Source organism: Secundilactobacillus angelensis (assembly GCF_012641075.1).
GTDB lineage: Bacteria > Bacillota > Bacilli > Lactobacillales > Lactobacillaceae > Secundilactobacillus > Secundilactobacillus angelensis.
This window is the reverse complement of record NZ_JAAXLJ010000003.1, coordinates 163744-188815: the sequence shown is the minus strand read 5'-3', so window position 1 is coordinate 188815 and position 25072 is coordinate 163744. Positions and strand designations below refer to the sequence as shown.

Genomic DNA, 25072 nt, shown 5'->3' with positions numbered 1-25072 from the left:
ATAGTGTGATTTGATTTGAGAATGTGTCACGGTCATTAACGACTGTGACGCATTCTTTTGGTCTACCCAGGTTTTCAAGATAAAAATCACCATCCTTCTGTTGTGCTGACTTCCCGCTCTAGCCTATAATGGAACTACGAGATTGAAGAGGAGTGAAGCAACGTATGAACGGGACACATTTATCCAACCGACTGCAAACCGTCGCTGATTTTGTGCAACCTGGCGCGCGTTTAGCCGATATTGGCTCAGACCATGCCTATTTGCCGGTGCATTTAGCGAAACAAGGCACCATTCGCGCGGCGATTGCTGGCGAAGTTGTGAAGGGACCCTATCACAATGCGTTAACGGAGATTGAAAATGAACAGCTGACGGCTGTCATCACGGCGCGATTGGCTGATGGGTTAGCAGCGATTCAACCTGAAGACAAGATTGATACGGTAACGATTGCCGGTATGGGCGGTACGCTGATCACTAAAATTTTAGAGGACGGTAAGGCCCATTTGACCCACAAGGAACGCCTGATTTTGCAACCCAACGTTGGTGAGGATAATGTTCGTCGTTGGTTGCAAGATAATCGGTATCAGATTGTGGCAGAACGGATCCTGGCTGAAGATGGTCATATTTATGAAATTATCGTGGCTGATCCAGTAGACAAACCAGTTGCTTATACGGCAGTTGAACTGAAATTTGGTCCGTTTTTACTTAAAGAAAAAAGTCCCGTCCTTCAACAAAAGTGGCGTCGGGAACAGACTCGACTTGATCAGGTAATTGCCACTATGCAACAGGCGAAAAATGCGCCGAAGCAGAAGATTGCTGCCTTTCAACAGGAACGTGATCAAATTCAGGAGGTTATTCTCAATGAAGGTTAAAACGTTAATTGAACGATTTGAACAGTTTGCACCTAAGACCATCGCTGAACCAAAAGATCCAGTGGGATTGCAACTTGGTTCGTTGGAAGCCGATTTTCATAAAGTGCTGGTCACTTTAGACGTTCGACCAGAAGTCGTGGATGAAGCTGTTGCGACGGGTGCCGACCTCATTTTTGCGCATCACCCAATGATGTTTCATCCCGCTCGTAACTTAGACCTAGAAGACCCACAAAATCAGATGTACGCCACGCTGTTGCAGCATCATATTACGGTCTATGCAGCTCACACAAACTTGGATAGTGCTGAAGGTGGTATGAACGATTGGTTAGCTGACGCATTAGGGCTAGTGAATACGGTTGGTATGGTTGACGGTGTTCGAGAAATTAACTACTTACTGACCGTTCACGTGCAGCCTGTTTATGCTGATGCCGTCCGGTTAGCGATGGTGGGTGCTGGAGCTGGTGACATGACGCGCTATTCTGGTGCCAGTTATGAATGGAACGGGACCACTTGGTTTACGCCCATGCAGGGAGCTGACCCAGAGTTAGGCCCGGTTGGTGAACGGAATAGCACCGACGAATTAGCGATTCAGATGCGGGTGCCGAATTCGAAGTTAACGGGTGTTGTGAATGCTGTGAATGAAGTTTACCCTGGAGGTCATCCGGCACTAGAATTGACTCGACTGGACCATGAAGGCCATCAATTCAGCATGGGCCGGATCGGTAATTTGCCAGCAGCCATGACGGTTAGAGAGTTTGCTGAACATTGCAAGCAAGTCTTTAACGTTAACGGTTTGCGGGTTGTTGCTGATGATTTGGATCAGTCCATACAACGGATTGCAGTGCTTGGTGGTGACGGGGGTAAATTCTTCAAAATTGCCCAGCAAAAGGGTGCTGATGCATACGTGACCGGTGATGTTTATTATCATACGGGTCATGATATGATTGCAGCGCATTTTCCAGTGATTGATCCTGGACACCATATCGAAAGTATCTGTAAGCTTCATTTAACGACTTTATTCAAGCAATGGGCACAACAGAACGATTGGCAGATTGAAATTGTACCATCTGAGTTGAATACGGATCCGTTTACGTTTATTTGAAAGGGTGACCGCTTATGAAATATGAAAACTTGATTCCCCGTTTTTTGAAATACGTTAAAGTTGAAACGCGTTCCGATGAGGAAAGTGATACCGTCCCTTCAACGCAAACCCAAGTCGACTTTTTGAAAACGTTGGCTGCCGAACTCACCAAACTCGGCTTGACTGATGTCCATGTTAGTCCCGCTAGCGGTTACGTCTTTGCCACATTAGCCAGTAACATTGAGCAGTCAGTTCCTACGATCGGCTTTATTTCCCACGTGGATACGGCGGACTTTAATGGCAAAAATGTTAAGCCGCAGATCGTTGAGAACTACGATGGCCATTCAGTGATCAAGTTGGATTCAGCGGGCAAATACACTCTGGACCCAAAAGTTTTTCCTAATTTATTAAATTACGCGGGTCAAACGTTGATCACCACTGATGGCTCAACCTTACTGGGTTCGGATGACAAGTCCGGGGTAGCGGAGATTATCACTGCTATGGAATATTTGATGCGTCATCCAGAGGTTAAACATGGCACGATTAAAGTGGGGCTTGGTCCGGATGAAGAAATCGGTACTGGTGCTGATCACTTTGATGTTAAAGATTTTGGCGCGGACTTTGCCTACACCGTTGACGGCGGACCTTTAGGACAATTGGAGTATGAAACCTTTAACGCTGCTGATGGTCGGGTGCACATCACTGGAACCAACGTTCACCCGGGTTCAGCTAAGGATACCATGGTGAATGCTAACCAATTGGCAATCGATTTTCATAATGCGTTACCAGAACACGATCGGCCAGAAAGAACGGCTGGGCGAGAAGGGTTCTTCCACCTCTACAAAATCAGTGGGGACGTGGATACAGCGGACCTTGGGTACATTATCCGTGATCACGATCGTCAGCAGTTTGAAGATCGCAAGCAATTGTTTACTGGCATTGCCAATCAAATGAATACGAAATATGGTGAAGGTACCGTTGAAGTCACCCTTAAAGATCAGTATTACAACATGCGTGAAATTATCGAAAAGGATATGAGCGTGGTGGAACTGGCTAAACGGGCGATGAGCGAATTAGGGATTAAACCCGACATCGCACCAGTGCGGGGCGGGACGGACGGTTCCAAGATTTCGTTTTTGGGACTGCCCACACCGAATATTTTTGCTGGTGGAGAAAACATGCACGGCCGGTTTGAATTCGTGTCTGAACAAACCATGGAAAAGGCCACGGATGTTATTTTAAAGATGATTAGCTTAAATGCTGAAGGATAGTCAAAAAGAGCTTTAACAGTTAAATCAGCTGCTAAAACTCTTTTAAATTATGGAGATAGGGAGAGTCAGGTCATGTTTGAGTACGCCATTTTATGTGAAAAAGCCAGTGCCGCTAAGAACTTTGCCAGCGCATTAGGGGGAACCAGCGGAGAGTTTGAGGGGCACACTTACCGCATCGTTCATTCCCACGGGCATCTCATGGAATTTGTTGACCCTAAGGATCAGGTTCCAGCCGATAAAGCGTCTCATTACCGTTCCTGGAAGTTAGAACATTTACCTTGGCAGATCAACGATTTCAGTTGGGAGAAACAGCCAATTATGGCGAAAAATCCGCGGACAGGTCGTAAGAAGTCCACTAAAAGCGATTTAGCTGAAATTAAAAAATCGGTGGCTGATTGTGACTCACTGGTGATTGCTACCGATGTGGATCCTTCTGGTGAAGGTGAACTACTAGCCTGGGAGATCATTAATGCGATCAAATGGCAGAAACCGGTCAAGCGGCTCTATTTTGCGGATGAAGAAGCTCGTTCGATTCAAAGTGGTTTCCGTGAAATCAAGTCGATTGGAAGCCAGCTGAAGGACGGCGACTACTTAAAGTCGGACGCTCGCAGCAAATGGGACTTTCTTTCGATGCAACTGACGAGAATTGCTACTACGGTTTCCAAACAAGCCGGCTATCCGGTGAGGGTGGTTCGTGAAGGGCGTTTGAAGTCCTTGATGGTGCGTCACGTGTACGAACAGTTGATGGCCATTAAGAATTATAAGCGCAAGCCCTTTTACGAAGTGAAGTTTCAAGATAACGCGGAACACGTTTTTGCGCGTCACTTTAAGGATGAAGAGGCCGCGGCTAAGTGGCGGTATGAAAAACAGGTTGATGCTAAACAAGAATTGGAACAATATCATGAAAGTGAAGTCACAAATGTTAAGACGGTGCGACGGCATTCTGCCCCGCCAAAGTTACTGGATCTGTCTAACTTGGCGTCCATCTTGGCGCCCAAGGGCTATAGCGCTAAAGAAGTATTGAGCACTTATCAGAAAATGTACGAAGCTAAAATTGTCAGTTATCCCCGAACGGATGATTCGAAGATTTCTATGGCACAATTTTATCAATTACTACCGCTAGTGCCCAAGATTGCGGCTGTGGTTGACGTCGACCAGAACTTGCTGACACACCGCAAACCGCGTTTTACTCACGTCACCAATGGCAGCGTGGATCATGGGGCTAACCGGCCCGGTGAAAAGGTTCCTAGCTCGTTGAGCAGTTTGGCTCGTTACGGTAAGTCCGGTCCAGCCATTTATGCCGTTGTGGCCAAAAACTACCTCGCCATGTTGGGTGAAGATTACGAGTTTGATCACACCACTGCGGAGCTGAAGGATTATCCCGATTTCAAGACGGCCTTTAACGTGCCGGTTGCCTTAAACTACAAGTTGATTTTCGATAGCTCTCGGCAAATCAGCGACACAGATGATTCGCAGGGAGACGCCAAACAACACCTTGGCGAAACTGCTTCACCGTTCATTTTTGAAGGGGCTAATAAGAAGCCGGTGAAGCCAACCATGAAATGGCTGATGAATTATCTGCAGCATCACAATATCGGTACCGGTGCCACGCGAGTATCCACTTTGTCACAAATTACTGCCGGGACTACAGCGTTAATGAAGGAACGACGGGGTACGTTATCCATGACCAATACTGGCACCATCTCTGCCATTTTGACTGAGGGAACCATTATCAGCAGTACCAATGCCACCAAACGCCTAATGGACTTGATGGATCAAGTCGGCTCGTTTAAGCTGGAGCCAACGGAACTGCTGAGTACTGCCACCCAGACCGTTAACCACGATTTACCCATCATGGTGGCTAACGCCGAGAAATTGAAGCCGAATTTGGGCGACCCGGAGAAGTTGGTGAAGCATTATCCCAAGAAGGCTAAAACGGGTGGGCAGACCGCCAGCGGCAAAGAAGTTAACTTTAATCAGGTTTGGGGCGGGCATCATTTTTCTGACCAGGAAGTCAGCGATTTGTTGGCAGGTAAGGAGATTCAATTTCAAATCAAAACGAAGCGCGGCACCGAAATGGCTGTTCATGGTAAACTCGCCCAGCAGACTTATCGTGGGCACAAATTTTGGGGGTTCAAGCCCGCGGATGATGTGTTTCAAAAGCGGACGAAAACTCGCCGAAAAGCCCGTTAAAATAGTTTGGTCAAAAAAGGTCAAATTATTTTTATTTTGGGTGATACCTATGATAGAATGAATCAAGTAAATGAATGACTCAGCATAATTAGTAAAGGATGATGATCATTTAATGAACCCAGACATTTTAACGCAATCCGTGACTGACGCGATTGCCGAGGCGCAGCAGATCGCCGTTACTCGTAAACAGCAGTCAATTGGCGTCTCACATCTATTTAAATTTTTGATCCAGCCTGGGCAACTAGACCGGCAAATTTTCAGTGAACTTGGTTTGAATATGGATGATCTAAACGCTGAGCTGGACCGCGAAATTGACTCGATCAGCGAAGTGGCAGGCAGCAACGTGACTTATGGTCAAAATTTGTCACCAGATTTGTATCGGCTGCTACAAAAAGCGGATGAGGTCCGTAAAGACTTAGGTGATGACTATATTGCTAGTGACACCTTGATTATTGCGGTCATTCAGATGAGTGGTAGTCGTTTCGCTGATTACCTCAATGAGCAGGGTCTGTCGTTACAGCAGGTTAAAAACAAAGTCACTGAAATTCGTGGAGGTGAAAAAATCACGTCAAAAAACCAAGAAGAGGGTTTTCAAGCCCTAGAAAAATACGGCACTGATTTAGTCAAAGCCATGCGTAGTGGCAAGCACGACCCGATTATTGGTCGGGATGAAGAAATCATGACGGTGACCCGGATTTTATCACGGAAAACCAAAAACAATCCCGTTTTGATTGGCGAGCCCGGGGTTGGTAAAACCGCCATTGTAGAGGGGCTTGCCCAACGGATCGCTCGTGGCGATGTGCCGGATAATTTGAAGAACAAGTCGATTTTTTCATTGGACATGGGCTCCCTAATTGCTGGTGCCAAGTACCGGGGTGAATTTGAGGAACGCTTAAAGGCCGTTTTAAACGAAGTCAAGAAGTCCAATGGTGACATCATCATGTTCATTGATGAAATTCACAATATTGTGGGCGCCGGTAAGACTGAAGGCAGCATGGACGCCGGTAATTTACTGAAGCCGATGCTGGCCCGTGGCGAACTGCATTTGATTGGTGCCACCACTACCGATGAATACCGTCAGTACATGGAAAAGGACCGGGCACTTGAACGCCGGTTCCAAAAAGTGCCGGTTGCAGAGCCTTCCGTTGCCGACACCATCACCATTTTACGGGGACTGCGCGAGCGCTATGAGATTCACCACGGTGTGCGGATCCATGATAACGCGCTGGTAGCCGCTGCCAAGTTATCCGACCGCTACATTACCGACCGCTATTTACCTGACAAGGCCCTGGACCTGGTTGACGAGGCATCCGCTTCCATTCGGGTGGAAATGAATTCTGCACCCACCGAACTTGATCAGGCACGTCGTCAGCAAATGCGTCTACAGGTGGAAGAAGCTGCGTTAAAGCAGGAAACCGACGAAGCTTCACAAGACCGTTTGAAAGCCGTCCAAAAGAATTTAGCGGACGTAAAAGAAACGGTGACAAATTTAAACGCCCGTTGGGAAGATGAAAAGCAGTCACTGGATGCTTTGAGTCAAAAAAAGACCGAACTGGATAAGGCTAACCATGATTTGAGCGAGGCCGAAGCCCAGTATGATTTGGATAAAGCTGCCGTGTTGCAACACGGGACCATCCCGCAACTGAAAAAAGAACTGGCAGCAATGGAAGATAAGGATCATTCTGGCGACTGGCTGGTTGAAGAATCCGTCACTGAAAAAGAAATTGCCGCCGTTGTTGCTAAAATGACGGGGATTCCTGTTAATCGGTTAGTGGCTACGGAACGGGAAAAGCTCTTGCATTTAGCTGACAATTTGCATAAGCGCGTGATTGGACAAGACGAAGCGGTTCAAGCAGTGTCAGATGCCGTTTTACGGTCACGTGCTGGCCTGCAAGATCCAAGTAAGCCATTGGGGTCATTTCTCTTCTTGGGGCCAACCGGTGTGGGTAAAACCGAACTGGCGAAGGCCTTGGCTGAAAACCTGTTTGATTCGGAAGAGGAAATGATCCGGATCGATATGTCGGAATACATGGAAAAGGAATCCGTTTCTCGACTAGTGGGGGCAGCTCCCGGCTACATTGGTTATGAAGAGGGCGGTCAACTGACCGAAGCGGTTCGTCGACACCCGTATTCCATCGTGCTGTTTGATGAAATCGAGAAGGCCCATCCTGATGTCTTTAATTTGTTGCTGCAAGTGTTAGACGACGGCCGGCTGACGGATAGTCAAGGACGCACGGTTAACTTCAAGAACACCTTGTTGATCATGACTTCTAACTTGGGTTCAAAGCTGTTGCTTGAAGGAACGGATGCTCAGGGGAACATCTCCGATGACGCCAAGAAACAAGTGGCTAGTCTGCTGCAGCGGTCATTTAAACCGGAGTTCTTGAACCGAATCGATGATACGATTATGTTCAAACCACTGACCATGGCGGATGTTGAGCAGATCGTCGGCAAGCTGATCAAGCGGCTTTCTAACCGTCTGGCTGAACAGCAGATCGTACTCACCATTACACCAGAAGCAACGAGTTGGTTGGCCAAACGTGGTTACTTACCAGCCTATGGTGCTCGGCCACTGGAACGGACCATTACTAGTGTCGTGGAGACGCCGTTAGCGAAGTTGATCATTGGTGGTAAAGCGAGTGCGCAAAGCACGGTTGAGCTGACAATGAATCAAGCCGGTGATGGGATCGACTTCAATGTGAGCCCTGCTGCCAAACAGAGTGAGGACTCGTTAACCAAATAGAAACTAAATTAAAAAAAGATGGCCTGCTTTCCACGGCAGGACCATCTTTTGTTGTTCATTAGCTATTTTTTGATGAAATGAGTGAGAACCCCAATAACTGAAAATGCACTAATTCTCCTGTAAAGCGTCAATGTGTTTAACCGAATAACTACCATATAGAATAAAGCCAATGACCAGCCAACCAAAGTAGATCAGCCAAGCGTTCAGTGCGATGTTAGCCAGTAAGAAGATGCAGACCAGTACCGAGAGGATCGGAATCGTATACCCAAACGGAATTTTAAACGGTCGGTTGAGTTCGGGTTGCTGGCGACGAAGAACGATGACGATCAGTGAAATTAAGGCGAAAACGGTCAGCGACCCCACGTTAGCAATGATGGCTAAGTTGCGGATATCCATTAGCCCGGCCAATATAGCCGCCATGAGACCATTTAACCACAACGCGGTGTTAGGACTGTGACTCTTTTTGCTCTTTTGCGCCCAGGACTTTGGCAGAAAACCGCCACGTCCCATGGCCATGGTAATGTTGGAACCGGCATAGACGAAGGCGTAAACCACAGCCATAATCCCCAGCACGGCACCAGCAGAGACAAATTGCGCTGCCAGCGTGTGTCCCTTTGCGAGTAGCACGAAGGACATGGATTCTGGTACGTTAAGTTCTTTATAGCTCACCACGCCCGTCATGATCAGACTAACCATGATGTAGAGGGTCGTGGAGACAATCAGTGAAATAATAATGGCCCGCGGTAAGTTCTTCTTCACGTTCTTAGCGTCTTCTGCGGAGGTGGCTAACGCATCAAAGCCGAGGTAGGTAAAGAACACGGTGGACGCACCTGTGAAGACGCCAGTTGGACCGTATGGCATGAACGGATGCCAATTAGCCGTTCGAACGTTAAAGACTGCCACTGAGATAAAGAGGATAATGATCGCCAGCTTGATCAGCACCAGGGTGTTATTGATCCACTTGCTTTCACTGGTTCCTTTAGTGAGGACGAAAGTAATGAGCACGATCATGATCACTGCTGGTAGGTTGATAATACCGCCAGCAAAGGGAGACGCGAGTAATTTAGCCGGCATATCAATCCCAATTTCTCTTAAAAATGAATTGAGGTAGCCAGTCCAGCCGTTCGCCACGGTGGCGGTGGTGGTGATGTAAACGCCAATCAAGGTCCAGCCAGCGAAGAAGGCGCCCACTTGACCGATTGAGACCCAGGCATAGACGTAAGCGCTTCCAGAGTTTGGCATGCTAGTCGTTAATTCTGAATAACAAAGGCCAATCAAGCCACTGGCAAGTGCCGCAATCAAAAATGAGAAAATTACTGCTGGGCCCGCGTCGGTGGACGCCACGATCCCGGTTAATACCAAGATCCCAGTCCCGATGATCGCACCAATCCCCAGAATGGAGAGATCAAAGAGACTTAGCGTTCGTTCCTCTTCACTCTTACTGGCATTTTTTAATACCAGATTGATGTCAATTTTATTTGCCATAAGGGCTCACACCCTTATCTACCGGTGGCTGCTGCGGGGTTGAATTCCGTGTAAGGCAGGCCAAGACTATCTGCTACGGCCTTTGATGCGATGGTACCATCAATGGTATTAATCCCGGTGTAGATGGTTGAATCGTCAGCTGCAGCTTGGGCGATACCTTTATTAGCAATTTCAACCGCGTAAGCAACCGTCGCGCTGGTTAAAGCATCTGTTGATGTCTTTGGAACAGCGCCGGGGATGTTAGCTACGGTGTAGTGAACAACGCCGTGTGAGATGTAGATTGGATCGTCGTGGGTTGTTGCATGGGTACTGGTTTCAAAGATCCCACCTTGGTCGATCGGCACATCAACGATCACAGAGCCGTCTTCCATGCTGTCCACCATTGCTTCAGTAACCAGTTTTGGTGCGGTGGCGCCAGGAATCAGTACGGCACCGATGACTAAATCGGATTCCTTAACTGATTGTGCGATGTTGTGAGCGTTTGAGATCAAGGTTTGAATCTTGCCTGAGAAGATATCATCTACTTGAGCTAATCGTTGAGCGTTGATATCGAGGATGGTAACGTCTGCGCCAACCCCCACAGCAATCTTAGCAGCATTGAAGCCAACAGTTCCGGCGCCAATAATCGTAATTTTGCCACGGTGAACACCGGTAACACCGCCCAATAGAACACCCTTACCAGAATGTGGTTCTTCAAGGAAGTGGGCACCAACTTGGACGGACATCCGACCAGCAATTTCACTCATTGGGAAGAGCAGTGGCAAGCCACCGCCACGGCCAACCATGGTTTCGTAAGCAACCCCAGTTACACCCGCTTTGAGCAGTGCATCTGTGAGTTCACGATCCGCGGCTAAGTGCAGGTAAGTGTAAATGATCATGCCTTTTTTAAAGTAGTGATATTCAGGTTCTAAGGGTTCTTTAACCTTGATGATCATTTCGCAATCCCAAGCTTCATCAGCCGTACCAAGTTTTGCACCCAGTTCAGTATAGGCACTGTCAGGGTAACCTGAACCAATACCAGCCCCGGTTTCGACGATCACTTCATGGCCTGCGTGAACTAAATTAGCAACAGTACTAGGAGTTGCACCAACACGTTCTTCTTGATCTTTAATTTCCTTAGGAACACCAATTTTCATGATAATTCATACTCCTTTCAAGCAAAGGTTCTCAACTCGTCGTTATAGTAGCATGAACTTTGCTCACTTATCAAACCATAAGAATTATCAATATGACGTTATGCAAATGATAATATCGTTCATCCCCTAAACAACTTACAACAAATGGACAACTGTCTTTTAAACAAAGATTGTCCGGATAAGGATTATGAATCATTCAATTGATGTGTATGAGCCTTAAATTGAATACGTTTTTCTTCACAAGTACTTTAGGTTGCAGGCCTTGATTGAAATAATCATGTTAAATTGGTCGCAGATTATTCTTCACAAGCGAGGGTTTCGCTACCTGAAATGCGATTAAATCAAGATTCTTTAATCCCGGTCAAGTTCACAAACTCGTAAAAAAATTTAACGGCGGCTTAAAGGGCTTTGTGATGAATATCTTTAATATCATCAAAGATATAAAATGAAAAGATAATTATAATATTCATACAAAACTCACACTCGCTTGGAATGGATAATCTTCTTATTACGGTGATTAAATGATACTGGTGACGACTTTCCAGGATGAGCCATCGTAAGGGTTCAAGATTAACTCATTTTATTTTAATGATTAGTCGAATTTAAATTTTTTACAAGCTTTTAATGTACAGGTTTTTAAATGGGATAAGGACGACAAATATTGAGTCAAAAAAAGTAGTGCCGCAATTCAAATGGAATTGTGGCACTACTGACGCTCTTATTGAGTCTTATTTATTTGCTTTTGTATCCGAGTTTGAAACTAATTTGACACCATTAGTGAAAATCAAAGCGGCAACGGTTGCTACGACACCGATCTGTGCGGGAACGTAGGCCATCACTTCTAGTTGACCACCAATGTAGCCAATGACTTCACCAAAGATGATTGCCCAAAAGATAACAACCAAGTTTGCTTCTAATGCTTTCATTGTAGACACCTCGCAATCAACAGAAATTTTAGCATATTGTCAGCAAAATTGAAAGCTTTAAAATGAGTGATTCTGTTATAATGGAGTCCGGAAGTTTCACGAGAAAGGAAGCCGATCGACTATGGCGTTTGTTCCACTACAAGTCATTAGCAGCTACAGTCTGCTGCAAAGTACCAACCAGCTGGATGAACTGGTTAAGACCGCTGCTCAACGGGGTTATCAGGCGTTGGCACTAACTGACCGTAACGTCATGTACGGCACGGTTGAGTTCTATCAAATTTGTGAAAAGTACCATGTTCAACCGGTCATTGGGTTAACCGCTGATTTGGCCGGTGTTTTTGCGACGGAACAGACTTTTCCAATGGTTTTATTGGCCAAAAACCAAGCTGGCTATCAACATTTAATGGCCATTTCCTCTTATCTGCAAACCCGTTCTGATCAAGAACCAGTGACTGTGGCACAAGTGGCGCAATGGTTCAGTGATCTGATGGTTATCCTATCCAGTGAAAGTGAGTTGCAGTTTTGGCTTGACCAGGGTGAACGGGATAACGTTAATCAGCTGTTGGCGCGCTTAAGCCAAGCGGTTGATGCTGATAGCCTGCTGATTGGCATTGCTCCCACGCAATCGGCAACGGTCCGCCAGCTACTCACCAAGCTTGCTGCGGATGCGCGCGTCAAGGTGGTCGCCTTACCAGAAGTCCGCTATTTGGACGCCGACGACCGGTTTGCCGTCGGTGTATTGAACGCCATTAAGGATGGTACCACGATCAGCAATTTGGCCGAAGCACAGAAAAAGACCGGCCAGTATTGGTTGCGGCCGGCTGCTGAATACGCCAGTTTATATGAAGAATTAGGGTTAAAAGCAGCAGCGCAACTCACTGAAACCGTCGCTAAAGCCTGCCAGGTGCAACTAAAATTTCAACATCCTCGGCTTCCTAAGTTTCAAACACCGGATCAGCAGACGGCGAAAGCTTACTTGCTCACGCAGTGTGAGGCTGGTTTAACGCGTCGTTTGGAAGAAAATCAGATTAGCGATGTCACTCCCTATAAGGCGCGGCTGGCACACGAACTTGACGTCATCGACCGGATGGGATTCAACGATTATTTCCTGATTGTTTGGGACGTCATGCAGTTTACCAAGCAAGCGGACATTACTACTGGTCCTGGGCGGGGTTCTGCAGCCGGTTCCCTGGTGGCATACGTGTTGGGAATAACGGATGTGGATCCGCTGCAATATCACTTATTATTCGAACGTTTCTTGAATGAGGAACGGGCACAAATGCCCGATATTGATCTAGATATCCCCGATAATCGTCGTGAGGAAGTCTTGGAATACGTTCATCAGAAGTACGGTCATGAACGGGTCGGTCAAATAATTACTTTTGGTACGTTAGCGACCAAACAGGCCATTCGCGATGTCGGGCGGGTGTTTGGTCTGCGTCCCTATGAGCTCAGTGAGTGGAGCAAAACAGTTCCCAGCGTGTTGCATATTTCTCTAAAGGAAGCTTTTCAACAATCACAGCCATTGCAAAATCTGGTCGCTGATTCTGCTACCAATAAGCTATTATTTGAAACCGCATCTAAGTTAGAGGGTCTGCCCCGTCATTATTCAACCCACGCGGCTGGGGTGGTCCTAAGTGATCAGCCACTGACCGATATCGTCCCTGTGCAGAACGGGGCGGAAACCATGTTGATGACGCAGTATACGAAAGATTACGTTGAACAAGTTGGTTTGCTGAAAATGGATTTCTTGGGCCTACGAAACTTGAGTTTGCTGGCAGCGGCATTGAAGTACGTGAAAGTTCAGACCGGGCAAGATTTAAAAATCAGTCAAATTGACTTGAACGACCCGGCAACGCTGGAGTTGTTTCAAATTGGCGATACCAACGGCGTATTTCAGTTTGAGTCCAGTGGTATCAAGAACGTATTAAGACGGCTGCACCCGGACAACTTTGAACTGGTTGCTGCGGTAAACGCGCTTTACCGTCCAGGGCCAATGGAAAATATTGATCACTTTATTAAACGGCGGTTTGGACAGGAGCCCGTTACGTATCCGGATGATTCCCTAAAGGAAATTCTAGCGCCAACGTATGGCATCATTGTCTACCAAGAACAAGTGATGCAGGCAGCTTCAGCAATGGCTGGTTTTACCTTAGGCCAAGCCGACTTATTGCGCAGAGCCATGAGTAAAAAGAAAAAGACAACGATGGAAGCGATGCGGAAGCGGTTCATTGACGGTGCCATTCAAGGGGGGCATCAAGCTGACGCTGCTCAAGCCACCTTTGACTATATTGATCGGTTTGCTAACTACGGGTTTAACCGGTCGCATGCCGTGGCCTACAGTAAAATGGCTTTTGAACTCGCCTACCTGAAGGCACATTACCCAGCAGCGTTCTTCACTGCGTTACTCAATTCAGTTTTGAATAATAACGCCAAGACCAAGTTATACTTAATGGAAGCTAAACGACATCAGGTCACTATTTTACCGCCGAACATCAACTACAGTGGCGCTTATTTCCGCTTAGAGAAGGGTCAGATCCGCTTCGGGCTGGCCTCAATCAAGGGGATGCGCCGTGACCTGCTGCAGAGTATCCTGACTGAACGGCAGACTAACGGCCGCTTCAAGTCATTACACCAATTTTTGCTACGGCTGGATCCCAAATGGCTGAAACAAGATTTAATTGAGGGCTTGATCTACGCCGGTGCGTTTGACGACTTCGGTTATAATCGCGCGGAAATGATTGCCAGTTTGCCGGAATTTTTAAGCAGCGTTGAACTGAGCGGCAGCAGCATGGATCTCTTCGAGGCGCTGGCACCCAAAATTGCTCGCCAACCTGATTTTCCGTTAAACGAGCGTCTAGAAATGGAAAATGAATATTTGGGGGCTTATTTGTCAGGTCACCCAGTAGAACAATACGCGGCATTAGCTCAACAGCGACACGCCGTTTCCGTTGGCGATTTGAGCGCCGACCAACACGTTACTGTCGTGGTGTATGTGACCAGAATTCGAACCATTCGAACTAAACGTGGTGACCAGATGGCTTTCTTAACTGCCAGTGATCTCACGGGTGAAGTCAGCATCACGGTCTTTCCGAACACTTACCGACAGATTGCGACTTGGCTGGAAAAGGAACAAGTGGTTTTGGTCACGGGTAAAACCGAAACGAATCGTGGTAGTTTGCAGGTCGTGGCCGATACCGTTGTTCAAGCTTCAACGCTAAAACCCTCGCAACCAGAAGTTTCTAAGACAAAAGAGTTACCAGGTACTCGCTGGTTTTTACGGTTAACGGCTGCGACGGATGATCCGGCACAGATGAATCAGTTAACCACATTCTTAAAAGCCCATGATGGTCAGACACCGGTGATTATTTATCGGGTAGCTGATGACAGTAAGCGGGTTTTGAATCAGGAATATTGGTTGCCAGCCAGTGAGCAATTGGTAGCACCATTAGAGCAAATTTTGGGTGACCATAACGTGGTGTTGCAGGTCAAAGATTAAAGTTTGAAGTTAATTTTAGGCTAAGAAAGGGTATGAAAACGCTTTTACGACGGAAATCGTCAGTTTTTGGAAAAACACCGCAGACATTAAATTTGAAAAGTGCTAAAATAACAGACGGATTCCAAATTGGACTGATGCAATTGTGATAGCCGTCACATGACGGCTGAACAAGCGAGTCAGTCTTAAACTCAAAGGAGAGATTTTTCTTATGAAGAAAACCAAGATCGTAAGTACACTTGGTCCCGCTAGTACCGATGTTGATACAATCGTAAAGTTGATTGAGGCTGGCGCTAACATTTTCCGGTTTAACTTTTCTCATGGTGACCATGAAGAACATTTAGACCGTTTAACTAAGGTTCACGAAGCTGAAAAGATTACTGGTAAGACTGTTGGTATCATGCTTGATACTAAGGGTGCCGAAATTCGGACTACTGTTCAAAAAGATGGTAAGATCCAATATCGTACCGGTGACAAGCTCCGTATTTCTATGGACGAATCCTTAGAAGGTGTTAAGGATAAGATCGCGGTCACATATCCTGGTTTATTCGACGACGTTAGTGTTGGTGGACACGTTTTATTCGATGACGGTCTGCTTGACATGGTTGTTGATGAAAAAGACGATGCTAACAAAGAATTAGTTGGTACCATGCAAAACGATGGTGTGCTTGGTTCACGTAAGGGTGTTAACGCACCTGGCGTTTCAATCAACTTACCAGGTATCACTGAAAAGGATGCTTCTGATATTCGTTTTGGTTTGGATCACGAAATCAACTTTATCGCCGCATCATTTGTTCGTAAGCCACAAGACGTTATGGACATTCGTGAATTATTGGAAGAAAAGCACATGGAACACGTCCAAATCTTCCCTAAGATCGAATCACAAGAAGGTATCAATAACTTTGATGATATCATCAAGGTTTCTGATGGTTTGATGGTTGCTCGTGGTGACATGGGTGTTGAAATTCCAACTGAAAACGTGCCTTTGGTACAAAAGCACTTGATCCGTAAGTGCAACATCTTGGGTAAGCCAGTTATTACTGCTACTCAAATGTTGGATTCAATGCAAGAAAACCCACGTCCTACTCGTGCCGAAGCATCTGACGTTGCTAACGCCGTCTTTGATGGTACCGATGCAACCATGCTTTCTGGTGAAAGTGCTAACGGTGAATACCCAGTAGAATCCGTTGCCACTATGAACCGGATCGACATCAAGGCTGAAAATGCTTTGAAGGACTTTGGTACTGATCACATGGACTTAGCAAACGCTGACGTTACTGAATCAATTGGTGCTTCAGTTGCTCGTGTTGCTAAGAGCTTGGGTGTTAAGACCATTGTTGCCGCTACTGAATCAGGCTACACTGCTCGGATGATCAGCAAGTACCGTCCAGATGCAAACATCTTGGCCGTTACTTTTGATGACCGTACCCGTCGTGGCTTGATGGTTAACTGGGGCGTTTACCCAATCGTTGCTGAAAAGCCAGCTAACACTGATGCTATGTTTGATTTAGCAGCTGCCAAAGCTGTTGAAACCGGCTTAGCTAAGGAAGGCGACTTGATCTTGATCACTGCCGGTGTTCCCGTTGGCGAACGCGGTACAACTAACCTGATGAAGGTTCAATTGATCGGTTCAAAGTTAGTTCGCGGCCAAGGTGTCGGCGATGACACGGTTATCGGTAAAGCCGTTTTAGCCTCAAACGCTGAAGAAGCTAACAGCAAGACGACTGAAGGCAGTGTTTTGGTTACTAAGAACACTGACAAAGACTACTTGCCAGCTATCGAAAAGGCTAGCGCCGTTATCGTTGAAAACGGTGGCTTAACTTCACACGCAGCTGTAGTTGGTATCTCAATGGGGATTCCAGTTATCGTTGGCGCTGAAGGTGCCTCAGAAAAGATTTCTGATGGTGAATTGATCACTGTTGACTCACGTCGCGGTGTCGTTTACCATGGTGCTTCAAACGCACTTTAATCAACTATTAAGCTGATATTAAAAAGTCTAGCCCCTGTGGCTAGGCTTTTTTCATTGGCCTGAGATTCTGGAGTGAGAATAAACTACCACCACCAGTGATTATGTGCGATAATATCAAAAGATGTGTAATAGACGAGAACGAACGGGGATACTAAAATGGATAATGAATTAACTCAGTTGCTCGGCCGAATAATTAGCGGCGAAGTCACTGATGAAAATGATAAACAGTATTTTGTCCAAACCAACGGACTTACTTTTCGACTGGATAAAGCCGAGATTGAGAAACCGTTGAAGCTGGGCAGTCATTTTAAGGGCTTTGCTTACGAGAACGAACAGCACCAATTGCAAATGACGCGAAACGCGCCTAAGGTTCAAGTGGATCACTACGGCTTCGGTGAAGTGGTCCGGGTTCAGCATGGATTGGGTGTATTCGTCAATATTGGCTTACCCAATAAAGACATTGTGGTGTCACTGGATAATTTGCCCGAAATTGCCGGGCTTTGGCCACAACGCGGTGATCGGTTAATGCTTTCGATTACCCTGGATAAGAAGGGGCGGATGTGGGGCGACTTAGGCGACGAAGCGCTGTATCGGGTCATTTCTCAACCGGTATCAACCAAGTTAATCAATAAGGATGTTGAAGCCACTGCCTACCGGTTGAAACTAACTGGGACCATGGTGATCACTGCTGATTACAATTTGGGCTTTATTCCACCTGAAGAACGGGACCAGGAACCACGGCTCGGGCAACAGTTAAACACCCGGGTAGTGAGTCAGTATCCTGATGGGACATTAAAGTTATCACTGCGCCCCCGGGCATACGAAGCGATTCCGGATGACGCCTTAATGCTGTTAGCAACGTTGCAACATGCGCCAGAAGGCAAGGTGGCCTTTACGGATAAGAGTGATCCCGCTGACATCAAAGATTACTTTGGCATCAGTAAGGGACAGTTCAAGCGGGCAGTCGGCCATTTAATGAAACAGCGGCTAGCTGAAGAGCATGATGGCTACCTGTGGTTAACTGAAGCAGGACGTGATCAAAATGGACGAACAGATTGAAGATTTTCTGCATGATTTAAGAATTGAACGGGGTTTAGCTGCCAATACGATTAGTTCTTACCGTTTGGATTTAAAAGAATTCCGGGAATTTCTGGAACGGCAAAAAATCACCGACATCACTAAAGTCGATCAGTTAACGATGCTTAATTTTTTGAAACAGCAGCAAACCAACGGGAAGTCTCGGAACAGTGTGACACGTATGGTCTCTACCCTGCGGCACTTTTTCCAGTACTTGGTTCAAAATGATCAGCTTACCGTGGACCCCATGGCAGAAGTGAAGGCACCTAAGAAGAGTCGACCGTTGCCACAGGTCTTAACGGTGACTGAAGTTGATGCGTTGCTGGCTGCGCCGGATACGACGAATAAGTATGGAATTCGGGATCGGGCGATTTTAGAAGTGATGTACGCTACCGGCTTGCGAGTTAGCGAACTGGTACACCTCAAAATGGGTGAACTCCACTTAGAAATGGGGTTGATTCAAACCATCGGTAAAGGAAACAAGGAACGTATCATCCCTATCGGTGACGTCGCAATTGATTGGATCAACCGCTATTTGAATGAAAGCCGACCCTTGCTATTGAAGCAGCGGACATCACCCTATTTATTTTTGAATGCCCATGGTAGTGGCCTGAGCCGGCAAAGCATCTGGCAGAAGATTCAGCAATACGTCAGTGTGGCTGGGATTCGTAAACACGTCACACCGCATACGTTACGGCACTCATTTGCCACTCATATTCTGGAAAATGGTGCTGACCTGCGAATCGTTCAGGAACTTTTAGGCCACTCAGATATTTCAACAACGCAAATTTATACGCATATTTCTAAAAAACACTTAACAGAAGTTTATCGTAAAGCTCACCCAAGAGCGTAAAGTTACGGAGGGATCAGTTTGTTACTTAAATATCGTAGTGATTATGAGAAAGTGGCAATGGGGTTGCTCTCCTTTGCGCCGGCATTGAAGAAAATTGACCGTTTGCGAGCAGAGTTGCAGTGGTATCAAGATAGTGATTCTAGACAGCTGTTGTTATGGAAGGACGTTAATCAGGACTTTTCAGGAATTGTTGGGGTTGAACTGCGCCCTCATTTCGTCGTGATTCGGCTCATTGCCTTGACACCGGCAGCTCGGGAAGAGGATCAGACGAATACCATTTTAACTGAACTGCAGGACATGTATCCGGAGCAACGCATCATGGGCACCCTGGAAACCACGCGAATCGTTGCTAAGTGGGAGGCTAGCCATGAGTGAGCAGCCAGTATTGATTCACGTCCAAAATTTTGAAGGCCCGCTTGATTTGCTGTTACACTTGATCAAGTCTTCGTCCATCGATATTTATGATATTCCCATTGTCAGCATCACTGATCAGTACATGATGGCTTTGCGGCAGATGCAGGATCATCAACTTGATGTGGCTGGCTACTATTTTGTGATGGCCGCTACCCTCATGAAAATGAAGGCCAAACTCTTATTACCTGTGGACGAAACGCCGGAGGAAGAGGAAGACGAGCCAAGTTTAGCAGAAATGCAGGATGATTTGGTCAATCAACTGGTGAAGTATCAACGTTATAAGCAGGTGGCGAGCTGGTTCAAACAACAGGCACTTGCCCGGCAGAAGTTTTATACCCGTCCGGAGATGGCGGTACCAGCTGGCGTCAAATTAGGCAAACTGGCGCCGGGGTTAACCTTGACCGACCTAAAGCGCGTCTTAACTGAGCTGACTGAGCGTCAGCGCCAACCGGAACTACCAATGCGTTTGATTCGTGACGAACAGTACACGGTGAAGGGGCAGATCCATACGTTACGGTTTAAACTAAGCAAAGTACGAGTAGCTGTTCCCTTTGGCCAGTTATTCGATAATAAGCCAAACAAGGAGGAGCTGGTGACGACCTTTTTAGCATTGTTAGAAATGACCAAGCAGCATGAAGTTGCCGTGGATCAGCCTAATCGAGTCATGCCAATCACTGTTAAACCGGCTAATTTGGGAGAAGAAGAATGAGTAAGATACAACAACTAGAAGCGCTGCTGTTTGTGAGTGGCGAATCAGGCTTGACGATTCAAGAACTGGCGAATTTAACTGATTCAATGGTGCCGGCAGTGAATCAGTCGTTAGCTAAGTTAAATCAAAAATATGCCAGTGACCCGGACTCCGCGTTAGTCATTTTAAAGAGCAGTGACACGGTTCGACTGGCGACTAAGGAAGGTCTGGCTAACGTTGTCAGTCAATACTTTGAAGCCCCTAGTTCCACTGGCTTGTCGCAGGCATCACTAGAAGTATTAGCCATTATTGCGTACAATCAGCCGATTACTCGAATTGAAATCGATGAAATTCGTGGCGTTCAAAGCTCCGGTACTTTGAATAAACTGATGTTGCGGCAACTGATCACGGAATCAGGGCGTAAGAAGGGACCCGGCCGGCCAAAGCTATACAAGACTACTGGCTACTTCATGGATTATTTTGGCATCAAGCAGCTAGCTGATTTGCCGCCATTGCCGGAAGCTCAAACGCTGCCGGATGATGAACAGAATGGCGATTTATTTTTAAAACGGTTCAACGAACAGATAAACTCGGAGGATAAATAATTATATGGAACGATTGCAAAAAGTTATGGCTCACGCCGGTGTTGCCTCACGGCGGAGTTCAGAAAAACTGATCACTTCTGGTCACGTGAAAGTGAATGGTAAAACAGTGACTGAATTGGGTGTCAAAGTGGGTAAACACGACCGCGTGACCGTAGATGAAATGCCAATTCAAACTGAAATGCCGATTTACATTTTAATGAACAAGCCACGGCAGGTTGTGTCGACGGTTTCTGATGATAAGCACCGTAAAACGGTCATTGATTTATTGGATGACGAAATCAAAGAGCGGGTCTATCCGGTGGGCCGCCTAGATTACGATACGACGGGGCTGTTGTTACTGACCAACGACGGTGAATTAGCTAATCAACTGACTCACCCGAAGTATGAAGTTGATAAAACCTATGTGGCTAAGGTTCAAGGCATTCCAACTAATGAAGAATTAAAGAACCTGCGTCAAGGGGTCAGCCTTGATGGTAAGAAGACTTCTCCAGCTAGATCTAAAGTGCTCTCCAGTGATGATAAGCGGAAGACGGCAATCGTTTCATTGACGATCCACGAAGGTAAGAACCATCAAGTTAAAAAGATGCTTCAAGCGGTCGGCCATCCCGTAATGAAATTGAAACGCGAGACGTACGCTTTTCTAACCCTTAAAGGGGTCCAGCCCGGTGAATTTCGGGAACTGAATCCAGAAGAAGTCAAAGAACTGAAGCGGGTTGCTCAACTGGACAAATAGCTTGCATTCTTGAAGTTTACCCAGTACAATAATCGTAAGAAATTAAATAGCATGGTTCATCTTCAGGGCAGGGTGCAATTCCCGACCGGCGGTAAAAGTCCGCGACCTATTCCTTTTTTGGAATAGCCGATTCGGTGTGATTCCGAAACCGACAGTAAAGTCTGGTATAAAGAAGATTGGGTTAACACAGATAATTGTGAAGCCGAATTGTTTTCCTCTGGAGAAAATGAATTCGGTTTTTTTGTTTGCGTTTTCATTTGAAGATGACCAGTTTTGGGAGGATATATCTAATGGAACATAGTCAACCATTTAGCATTCGCCAGGTCGTAATCATGTCACTGTTTGCAGGAATCTCATTTTTACTTTACTTCATTTCATTTCCAATTTTACCGTTCGTCTCCTATATGAAGGTGGACTTCTCGGACATTCCCATTTTATTAGGAATGATTATGTTTGGTCCAGTCGGCGGTATTTTGATTGCTGCCATTAAGGGATTATTGTATTGGCTGTTAACGGGTGTCGACATTGCTAATTTTATCGGTGTCGCAGCCGGGTTTGTGGCTTCGGTTAGTTTCATGCTGCCAATCTACTTCGTCTTAAAATACGTTAGAAAGTATAAAACTGTGACCCGGTTGATTCTCGGTGCAGTCGCCGGTACGGTGAGTTTGTCGGTCATCATGGCACTGTTGAACGTGACGGTTTTGATTCCAGTTTACATGGCTGTGCTACACATGAAAATCACGATTCCACTGTCTCAGATGGTATTGTTCGGCGTGATTCCCTTTAATTTGATCAAGGGTGTTCTCGTGGGCGCGGTATTCGTGGTGGTCACTGACCGAATGAAATCATTTTTAAGACAGCAATCTGATTTACTTTAAAACTAAACGTTAAGATTCACGTCAATAGATGATAACGGGATGACCTCAGTGTCATCCTTTTTTGATGTCACTAGACAGTGAATTTCCAGTGTGGGAGAATAGATTCAGACTATAAATGGGGGCAATTGACGATGGATGCGAAGCAACTGATCACTTTTTTATCACCAAAAGCCCCACGACGTTTACGCGTCATTGAGAATATTTTGGTAGGAAAACGGACAGTGTCCACCTTGTACTGGGGGATGCGTTATCATCAACTGCCTTGGTTAGGCTACGAAAAAAAGCTCAGTCGACAAGCGATGGACCAGGCCGTTCATGAATTGAAGACTCAGGGCCTAGTTAATGTGGCCGAGACCAACGCACAATTAACTGTTGAGGGAGCCAAAGCCCAGCAGCAAGTTATCCAAAATAGCTACCAACCAGAGAATTTAAATATTCGCTTAGTCATTGACATTGATACCTTTTGGGTACGGCTGTTATTGGCAACCCAGGTCGTTTCAGAACAGGCTTATCAAAATGGTCAGTACTATCCGCTTCAAGCCCCGTGGGCGGTCAAGCAGTGGATCAAACAATGGTTCAGACATTTTCATGACGCCGATTTGAAAACCACTTTTTACGATTTCTGGCAGTCTTTTTTCACCCAACTGCCCGATCAGCAAGCCATGTTCATGAGCCAATTATTAGTTGGTCATGAACGACCTGGTGAAACTTTGGGACAAGTGGCGCAAGGGTTGTCAATCAGTGAGACTGAAGCGCGAGTGATGGCAACTGATTTAACTTGCCAATTGGCTAAAACAATTTCCCAAACACAAACGGCGTGCTTAAATACCTTACTAGCGGGTTTAAAACGGCCACTGGTCAGTACCAGTGCTCAGTTAACCTTGAATAGTTTTATGGCTGGCGAGTCATTGGAAACGATCAGTCACAATCGGTCACTAAAATTGAGTACGGTCCGGGAGCACTTGCTAGAAGCCGCAATCTTGCTGCCAAAGGAACAGTTTGCCTTTCAGCGGATTTTAACACCAGAGCTTGTCGGGCAAATGAGCAGGCGTTTGGATGATACACCCATTGATGACTGGCAATTTAAACAAGTTGAAGATTTACCAGTGGAATTTTGGCAATTTCGACTTTTAGAAATCTTAAGGAGTAAACAGACGGATGATCAGCACGGAACAACTCTATGAAACACTTCAAAAGCGGTTTGGATTTAGCCAGTTTCGACCTGGTCAACTCGAGGCGTTACAAGCCTTGATGGCGGGCCAGAATACGCTAGCTGTTTTGCCCACAGGAGCGGGGAAGACCTTGATCTATGAACTGTACGGTGCGGTCACACAGCAGCTAGTGCTGATTGTTTCACCCCTGATCTCATTGATGCAGGATCAAGTCACAACGTTGAACGTTAAAGGTGAAAAGCGTGCCACGGCTTTGACCTCTATGATGTCTTATGATGAACGAACTTGGGTGTTGCGGCATTTGTCCGCCTACCGCTTCGTCTTTGTTTCACCGGAGATGCTGAGTCAAGATCAAGTCTTGAACGCCTTTCAACTGGCCCAGGTAGGGCTATTGGTTGTCGATGAGGCACACTGTATTTCTACCTGGGGTCCGGATTTTCGGCCTGAATACCTCTTGCTGGGGCAGATTCGTCATCAACTGAATGATCCCTTAACGCTAATGGCAACTGCCACTGCTACCAAGCATGTTCGTGGTGATATTAAGGAAAAGTTACAGTTGCCCCATGCGACAGAGATTGTCTTGCCAGTTGATCGACAAAATATTTTCTTGGACGTCGAACGCTTTGAGGCCCAAGTGGACAAGGATGAGCGATTAGTTGAACTGATAGCGACCCTTAAAAAACCGGGTGTTATTTATTTCTCCAGTAAGAAGAAGGCCAACGAAATGGCGGAACTGCTGGGGACCAAAACGACTTGCAGAGTGGCGGCTTATCATGCTGATTTAGATCCAGAAACCCGCTTCAAGGTTCAACAACAGTTTATGCAGGACCGATTGGATGTCATCTGTGCCACCAGCGCTTTTGGGATGGGAATTGATAAAAATAACGTTCGGTTTGTGATTCACTATCACGTTCCCAGCGACATAGAATCTTACTGGCAAGAAATTGGCCGGGCTGGCCGTGATGGACAGCAGAGCGTGGCAATTTTACTTTACCAATCCGGTGACGAACAAATTGCCCAATTTTTAAGTGAGGCAACCGTGCCGCAGGCCAATGAAATCAGTTATTATTTCCAACAGAATGAACCGCAAGTGGCCGGGGATGAAAAAGCCAATTTAATTTGGTTTTACAAACAACATCACTACCGTGAGGAGCAGGTGCAGACCAGTTTTGAAAAACGGCGAGAGCAGCGCATTATCGCCCTTCGTAAAATGATGGGTTACGTGCGAACACCGGAATGCAAGCGGCAGTACATTCAAACTTACTTTGACCAGACGCAAGATGAAGCCGTTTCAACGCATTGCTGTAGCAGTGACGAACCCGATTTTCAACTAGCCGAGCTCGGGCTATTGGCGCCAGCTGATGACGGTGATTTGCAGGAACGGCGCCAAGCCACGCAAATTAACTGGCAATCAATTTTGGCACAGTTGTTTAATGCTCAGAGTGAGCAATCAGACGTGATTTAAAAAAATTCCCACTAAAGC

19 protein-coding genes and 1 riboswitch are annotated in these 25072 nt (G+C 46.3%); of the genes, 16 read left to right on the top strand and 3 right to left on the bottom strand.

Features of this window, described 5'->3' with window-relative positions; genetic code table 11:
- Positions 1 to 164 precede the first annotated feature (164 nt).
- The 5 genes from HC026_RS02795 (at position 165) to clpB (ending at position 8157) form a co-directional block, all read left to right on the top strand.
- Positions 165 to 869, top strand: coding sequence for a tRNA (adenine(22)-N(1))-methyltransferase (locus HC026_RS02795; RefSeq protein ID WP_168924457.1), 705 nt, complete (start codon positions 165 to 167; stop codon positions 867 to 869).
- Complete coding sequence (locus HC026_RS02790) at positions 859 to 1971, top strand: Nif3-like dinuclear metal center hexameric protein (RefSeq protein WP_168924456.1); 1113 nt, start codon at positions 859 to 861, stop codon at positions 1969 to 1971. The genes HC026_RS02795 and HC026_RS02790 overlap by 11 nt, the downstream gene beginning before the upstream one ends.
- Before the next feature lie 14 nt (positions 1972 to 1985).
- Positions 1986 to 3221 (top strand): peptidase T, encoded by a 1236-nt coding sequence (gene pepT / locus HC026_RS02785; RefSeq protein ID WP_168924455.1) that lies wholly within the window; start codon positions 1986 to 1988, stop codon positions 3219 to 3221.
- Positions 3222 to 3293: 72 nt separating this feature from the next.
- Positions 3294 to 5414 (top strand): DNA topoisomerase, encoded by a 2121-nt coding sequence (locus tag HC026_RS02780; RefSeq protein WP_168924454.1) that lies wholly within the window; start codon positions 3294 to 3296, stop codon positions 5412 to 5414.
- Between the two features lie 112 nt (positions 5415 to 5526).
- Positions 5527 to 8157 carry an ATP-dependent chaperone ClpB gene (clpB, locus tag HC026_RS02775; protein ID WP_168924453.1) on the top strand — a complete coding sequence of 877 codons (2631 nt, stop codon included), beginning with the start codon at positions 5527 to 5529 and terminating at the stop codon, positions 8155 to 8157.
- 108 nt (positions 8158 to 8265) lie between these two features.
- Here clpB and HC026_RS02770 read toward each other — a convergent pair whose 3' ends face one another.
- The 3 genes from HC026_RS02770 to HC026_RS02760 all read right to left on the bottom strand — a co-directional run bounded on the left by HC026_RS02770 (position 8266) and on the right by HC026_RS02760 (position 11704).
- A complete protein-coding gene (locus HC026_RS02770; protein WP_168924452.1) occupies positions 8266 to 9642 on the bottom strand; it encodes an APC family permease in 1377 nt (458 codons plus the stop codon).
- Positions 9643 to 9656: 14 nt separating this feature from the next.
- Positions 9657 to 10778, bottom strand: coding sequence for an alanine dehydrogenase (gene ald, locus HC026_RS02765; RefSeq protein WP_168924451.1), 1122 nt, complete (start codon positions 10776 to 10778; stop codon positions 9657 to 9659).
- Positions 10779 to 11506: 728 nt separating this feature from the next.
- Entirely contained in the window at positions 11507 to 11704 is a 198-nt protein-coding gene (locus HC026_RS02760) for a YjzD family protein (RefSeq protein WP_168924450.1), read from the bottom strand.
- A 121-nt stretch (positions 11705 to 11825) separates the two neighbouring features.
- Here HC026_RS02760 and dnaE point away from each other — a divergent pair, with 121 nt between their 5' ends.
- From dnaE to HC026_RS02705, 11 genes are all read left to right on the top strand, one after another.
- Entirely contained in the window at positions 11826 to 15203 is a 3378-nt protein-coding gene (gene dnaE / locus HC026_RS02755; RefSeq protein ID WP_168924449.1) for a DNA polymerase III subunit alpha, read from the top strand.
- 208 nt (positions 15204 to 15411) lie between these two features.
- Entirely contained in the window at positions 15412 to 17169 is a 1758-nt protein-coding gene (gene pyk / locus HC026_RS02750) for a pyruvate kinase (protein WP_168924448.1), read from the top strand.
- Between the two features lie 156 nt (positions 17170 to 17325).
- Entirely contained in the window at positions 17326 to 18228 is a 903-nt protein-coding gene (locus HC026_RS02745) for a CvfB family protein (protein WP_168924447.1), read from the top strand.
- Positions 18212 to 19099: a site-specific tyrosine recombinase XerD gene (gene xerD / locus HC026_RS02740; RefSeq protein WP_168924446.1), complete on the top strand. Its 888-nt coding sequence runs from the start codon at positions 18212 to 18214 to the stop codon at positions 19097 to 19099. Before HC026_RS02745 ends, xerD begins: the two co-directional genes overlap by 17 nt.
- A gap of 18 nt (positions 19100 to 19117) precedes the next feature.
- Positions 19118 to 19474 carry an N-acetyltransferase gene (locus HC026_RS02735; RefSeq protein ID WP_168924445.1) on the top strand — a complete coding sequence of 119 codons (357 nt, stop codon included), beginning with the start codon at positions 19118 to 19120 and terminating at the stop codon, positions 19472 to 19474.
- A complete protein-coding gene (locus HC026_RS02730; RefSeq protein WP_168924444.1) occupies positions 19467 to 20222 on the top strand; it encodes a segregation and condensation protein A in 756 nt (251 codons plus the stop codon). Before HC026_RS02735 ends, HC026_RS02730 begins: the two co-directional genes overlap by 8 nt.
- Positions 20219 to 20806, top strand: coding sequence for an SMC-Scp complex subunit ScpB (gene scpB, locus HC026_RS02725; RefSeq protein WP_168924443.1), 588 nt, complete (start codon positions 20219 to 20221; stop codon positions 20804 to 20806). Before HC026_RS02730 ends, scpB begins: the two co-directional genes overlap by 4 nt.
- 4 nt (positions 20807 to 20810) lie before the next feature.
- Positions 20811 to 21539, top strand: coding sequence for a pseudouridine synthase (locus HC026_RS02720; RefSeq protein WP_168924442.1), 729 nt, complete (start codon positions 20811 to 20813; stop codon positions 21537 to 21539).
- Between the two features lie 54 nt (positions 21540 to 21593).
- Positions 21594 to 21720, top strand: a riboswitch (FMN riboswitch).
- A gap of 109 nt (positions 21721 to 21829) precedes the next feature.
- Complete coding sequence (locus tag HC026_RS02715) at positions 21830 to 22417, top strand: ECF transporter S component (protein ID WP_168924441.1); 588 nt, start codon at positions 21830 to 21832, stop codon at positions 22415 to 22417.
- A 131-nt stretch (positions 22418 to 22548) separates the two neighbouring features.
- Complete coding sequence (locus HC026_RS02710) at positions 22549 to 23601, top strand: helix-turn-helix domain-containing protein (RefSeq protein WP_168924440.1); 1053 nt, start codon at positions 22549 to 22551, stop codon at positions 23599 to 23601.
- Positions 23576 to 25054, top strand: coding sequence for a RecQ family ATP-dependent DNA helicase (locus HC026_RS02705; protein ID WP_211089381.1), 1479 nt, complete (start codon positions 23576 to 23578; stop codon positions 25052 to 25054). Before HC026_RS02710 ends, HC026_RS02705 begins: the two co-directional genes overlap by 26 nt.
- The last annotated feature ends 18 nt before the right edge of the window (positions 25055 to 25072 follow it).

What these genes read in the sequence shown, in the direction of transcription:
- HC026_RS02720 (WP_168924442.1), top strand. Translation starts at nt 20,811, where the DNA reads ATGGAACGATTGCAAAAAGTTATGGCTCACGCCGGTGTTGCCTCACGG.
- HC026_RS02790 (WP_168924456.1), top strand. Translation starts at nt 859, where the DNA reads ATGAAGGTTAAAACGTTAATTGAACGATTTGAACAGTTTGCACCTAAG.
- xerD (WP_168924446.1), top strand. Translation starts at nt 18,212, where the DNA reads ATGGACGAACAGATTGAAGATTTTCTGCATGATTTAAGAATTGAACGG.
- HC026_RS02780 (WP_168924454.1), top strand. Translation starts at nt 3,294, where the DNA reads ATGTTTGAGTACGCCATTTTATGTGAAAAAGCCAGTGCCGCTAAGAAC.
- dnaE (WP_168924449.1), top strand. Translation starts at nt 11,826, where the DNA reads ATGGCGTTTGTTCCACTACAAGTCATTAGCAGCTACAGTCTGCTGCAA.
- HC026_RS02795 (WP_168924457.1), top strand. Translation starts at nt 165, where the DNA reads ATGAACGGGACACATTTATCCAACCGACTGCAAACCGTCGCTGATTTT.
- HC026_RS02705 (WP_211089381.1), top strand. Translation starts at nt 23,576, where the DNA reads ATGATCAGCACGGAACAACTCTATGAAACACTTCAAAAGCGGTTTGGA.
- HC026_RS02760 (WP_168924450.1), bottom strand. Translation starts at nt 11,704, where the DNA reads ATGAAAGCATTAGAAGCAAACTTGGTTGTTATCTTTTGGGCAATCATC.
- pyk (WP_168924448.1), top strand. Translation starts at nt 15,412, where the DNA reads ATGAAGAAAACCAAGATCGTAAGTACACTTGGTCCCGCTAGTACCGAT.
- HC026_RS02730 (WP_168924444.1), top strand. Translation starts at nt 19,467, where the DNA reads ATGAGTGAGCAGCCAGTATTGATTCACGTCCAAAATTTTGAAGGCCCG.
- HC026_RS02715 (WP_168924441.1), top strand. Translation starts at nt 21,830, where the DNA reads ATGGAACATAGTCAACCATTTAGCATTCGCCAGGTCGTAATCATGTCA.
- clpB (WP_168924453.1), top strand. Translation starts at nt 5,527, where the DNA reads ATGAACCCAGACATTTTAACGCAATCCGTGACTGACGCGATTGCCGAG.
- HC026_RS02770 (WP_168924452.1), bottom strand. Translation starts at nt 9,642, where the DNA reads ATGGCAAATAAAATTGACATCAATCTGGTATTAAAAAATGCCAGTAAG.
- scpB (WP_168924443.1), top strand. Translation starts at nt 20,219, where the DNA reads ATGAGTAAGATACAACAACTAGAAGCGCTGCTGTTTGTGAGTGGCGAA.
- HC026_RS02710 (WP_168924440.1), top strand. Translation starts at nt 22,549, where the DNA reads ATGGATGCGAAGCAACTGATCACTTTTTTATCACCAAAAGCCCCACGA.
- ald (WP_168924451.1), bottom strand. Translation starts at nt 10,778, where the DNA reads ATGAAAATTGGTGTTCCTAAGGAAATTAAAGATCAAGAAGAACGTGTT.
- HC026_RS02745 (WP_168924447.1), top strand. Translation starts at nt 17,326, where the DNA reads ATGGATAATGAATTAACTCAGTTGCTCGGCCGAATAATTAGCGGCGAA.
- pepT (WP_168924455.1), top strand. Translation starts at nt 1,986, where the DNA reads ATGAAATATGAAAACTTGATTCCCCGTTTTTTGAAATACGTTAAAGTT.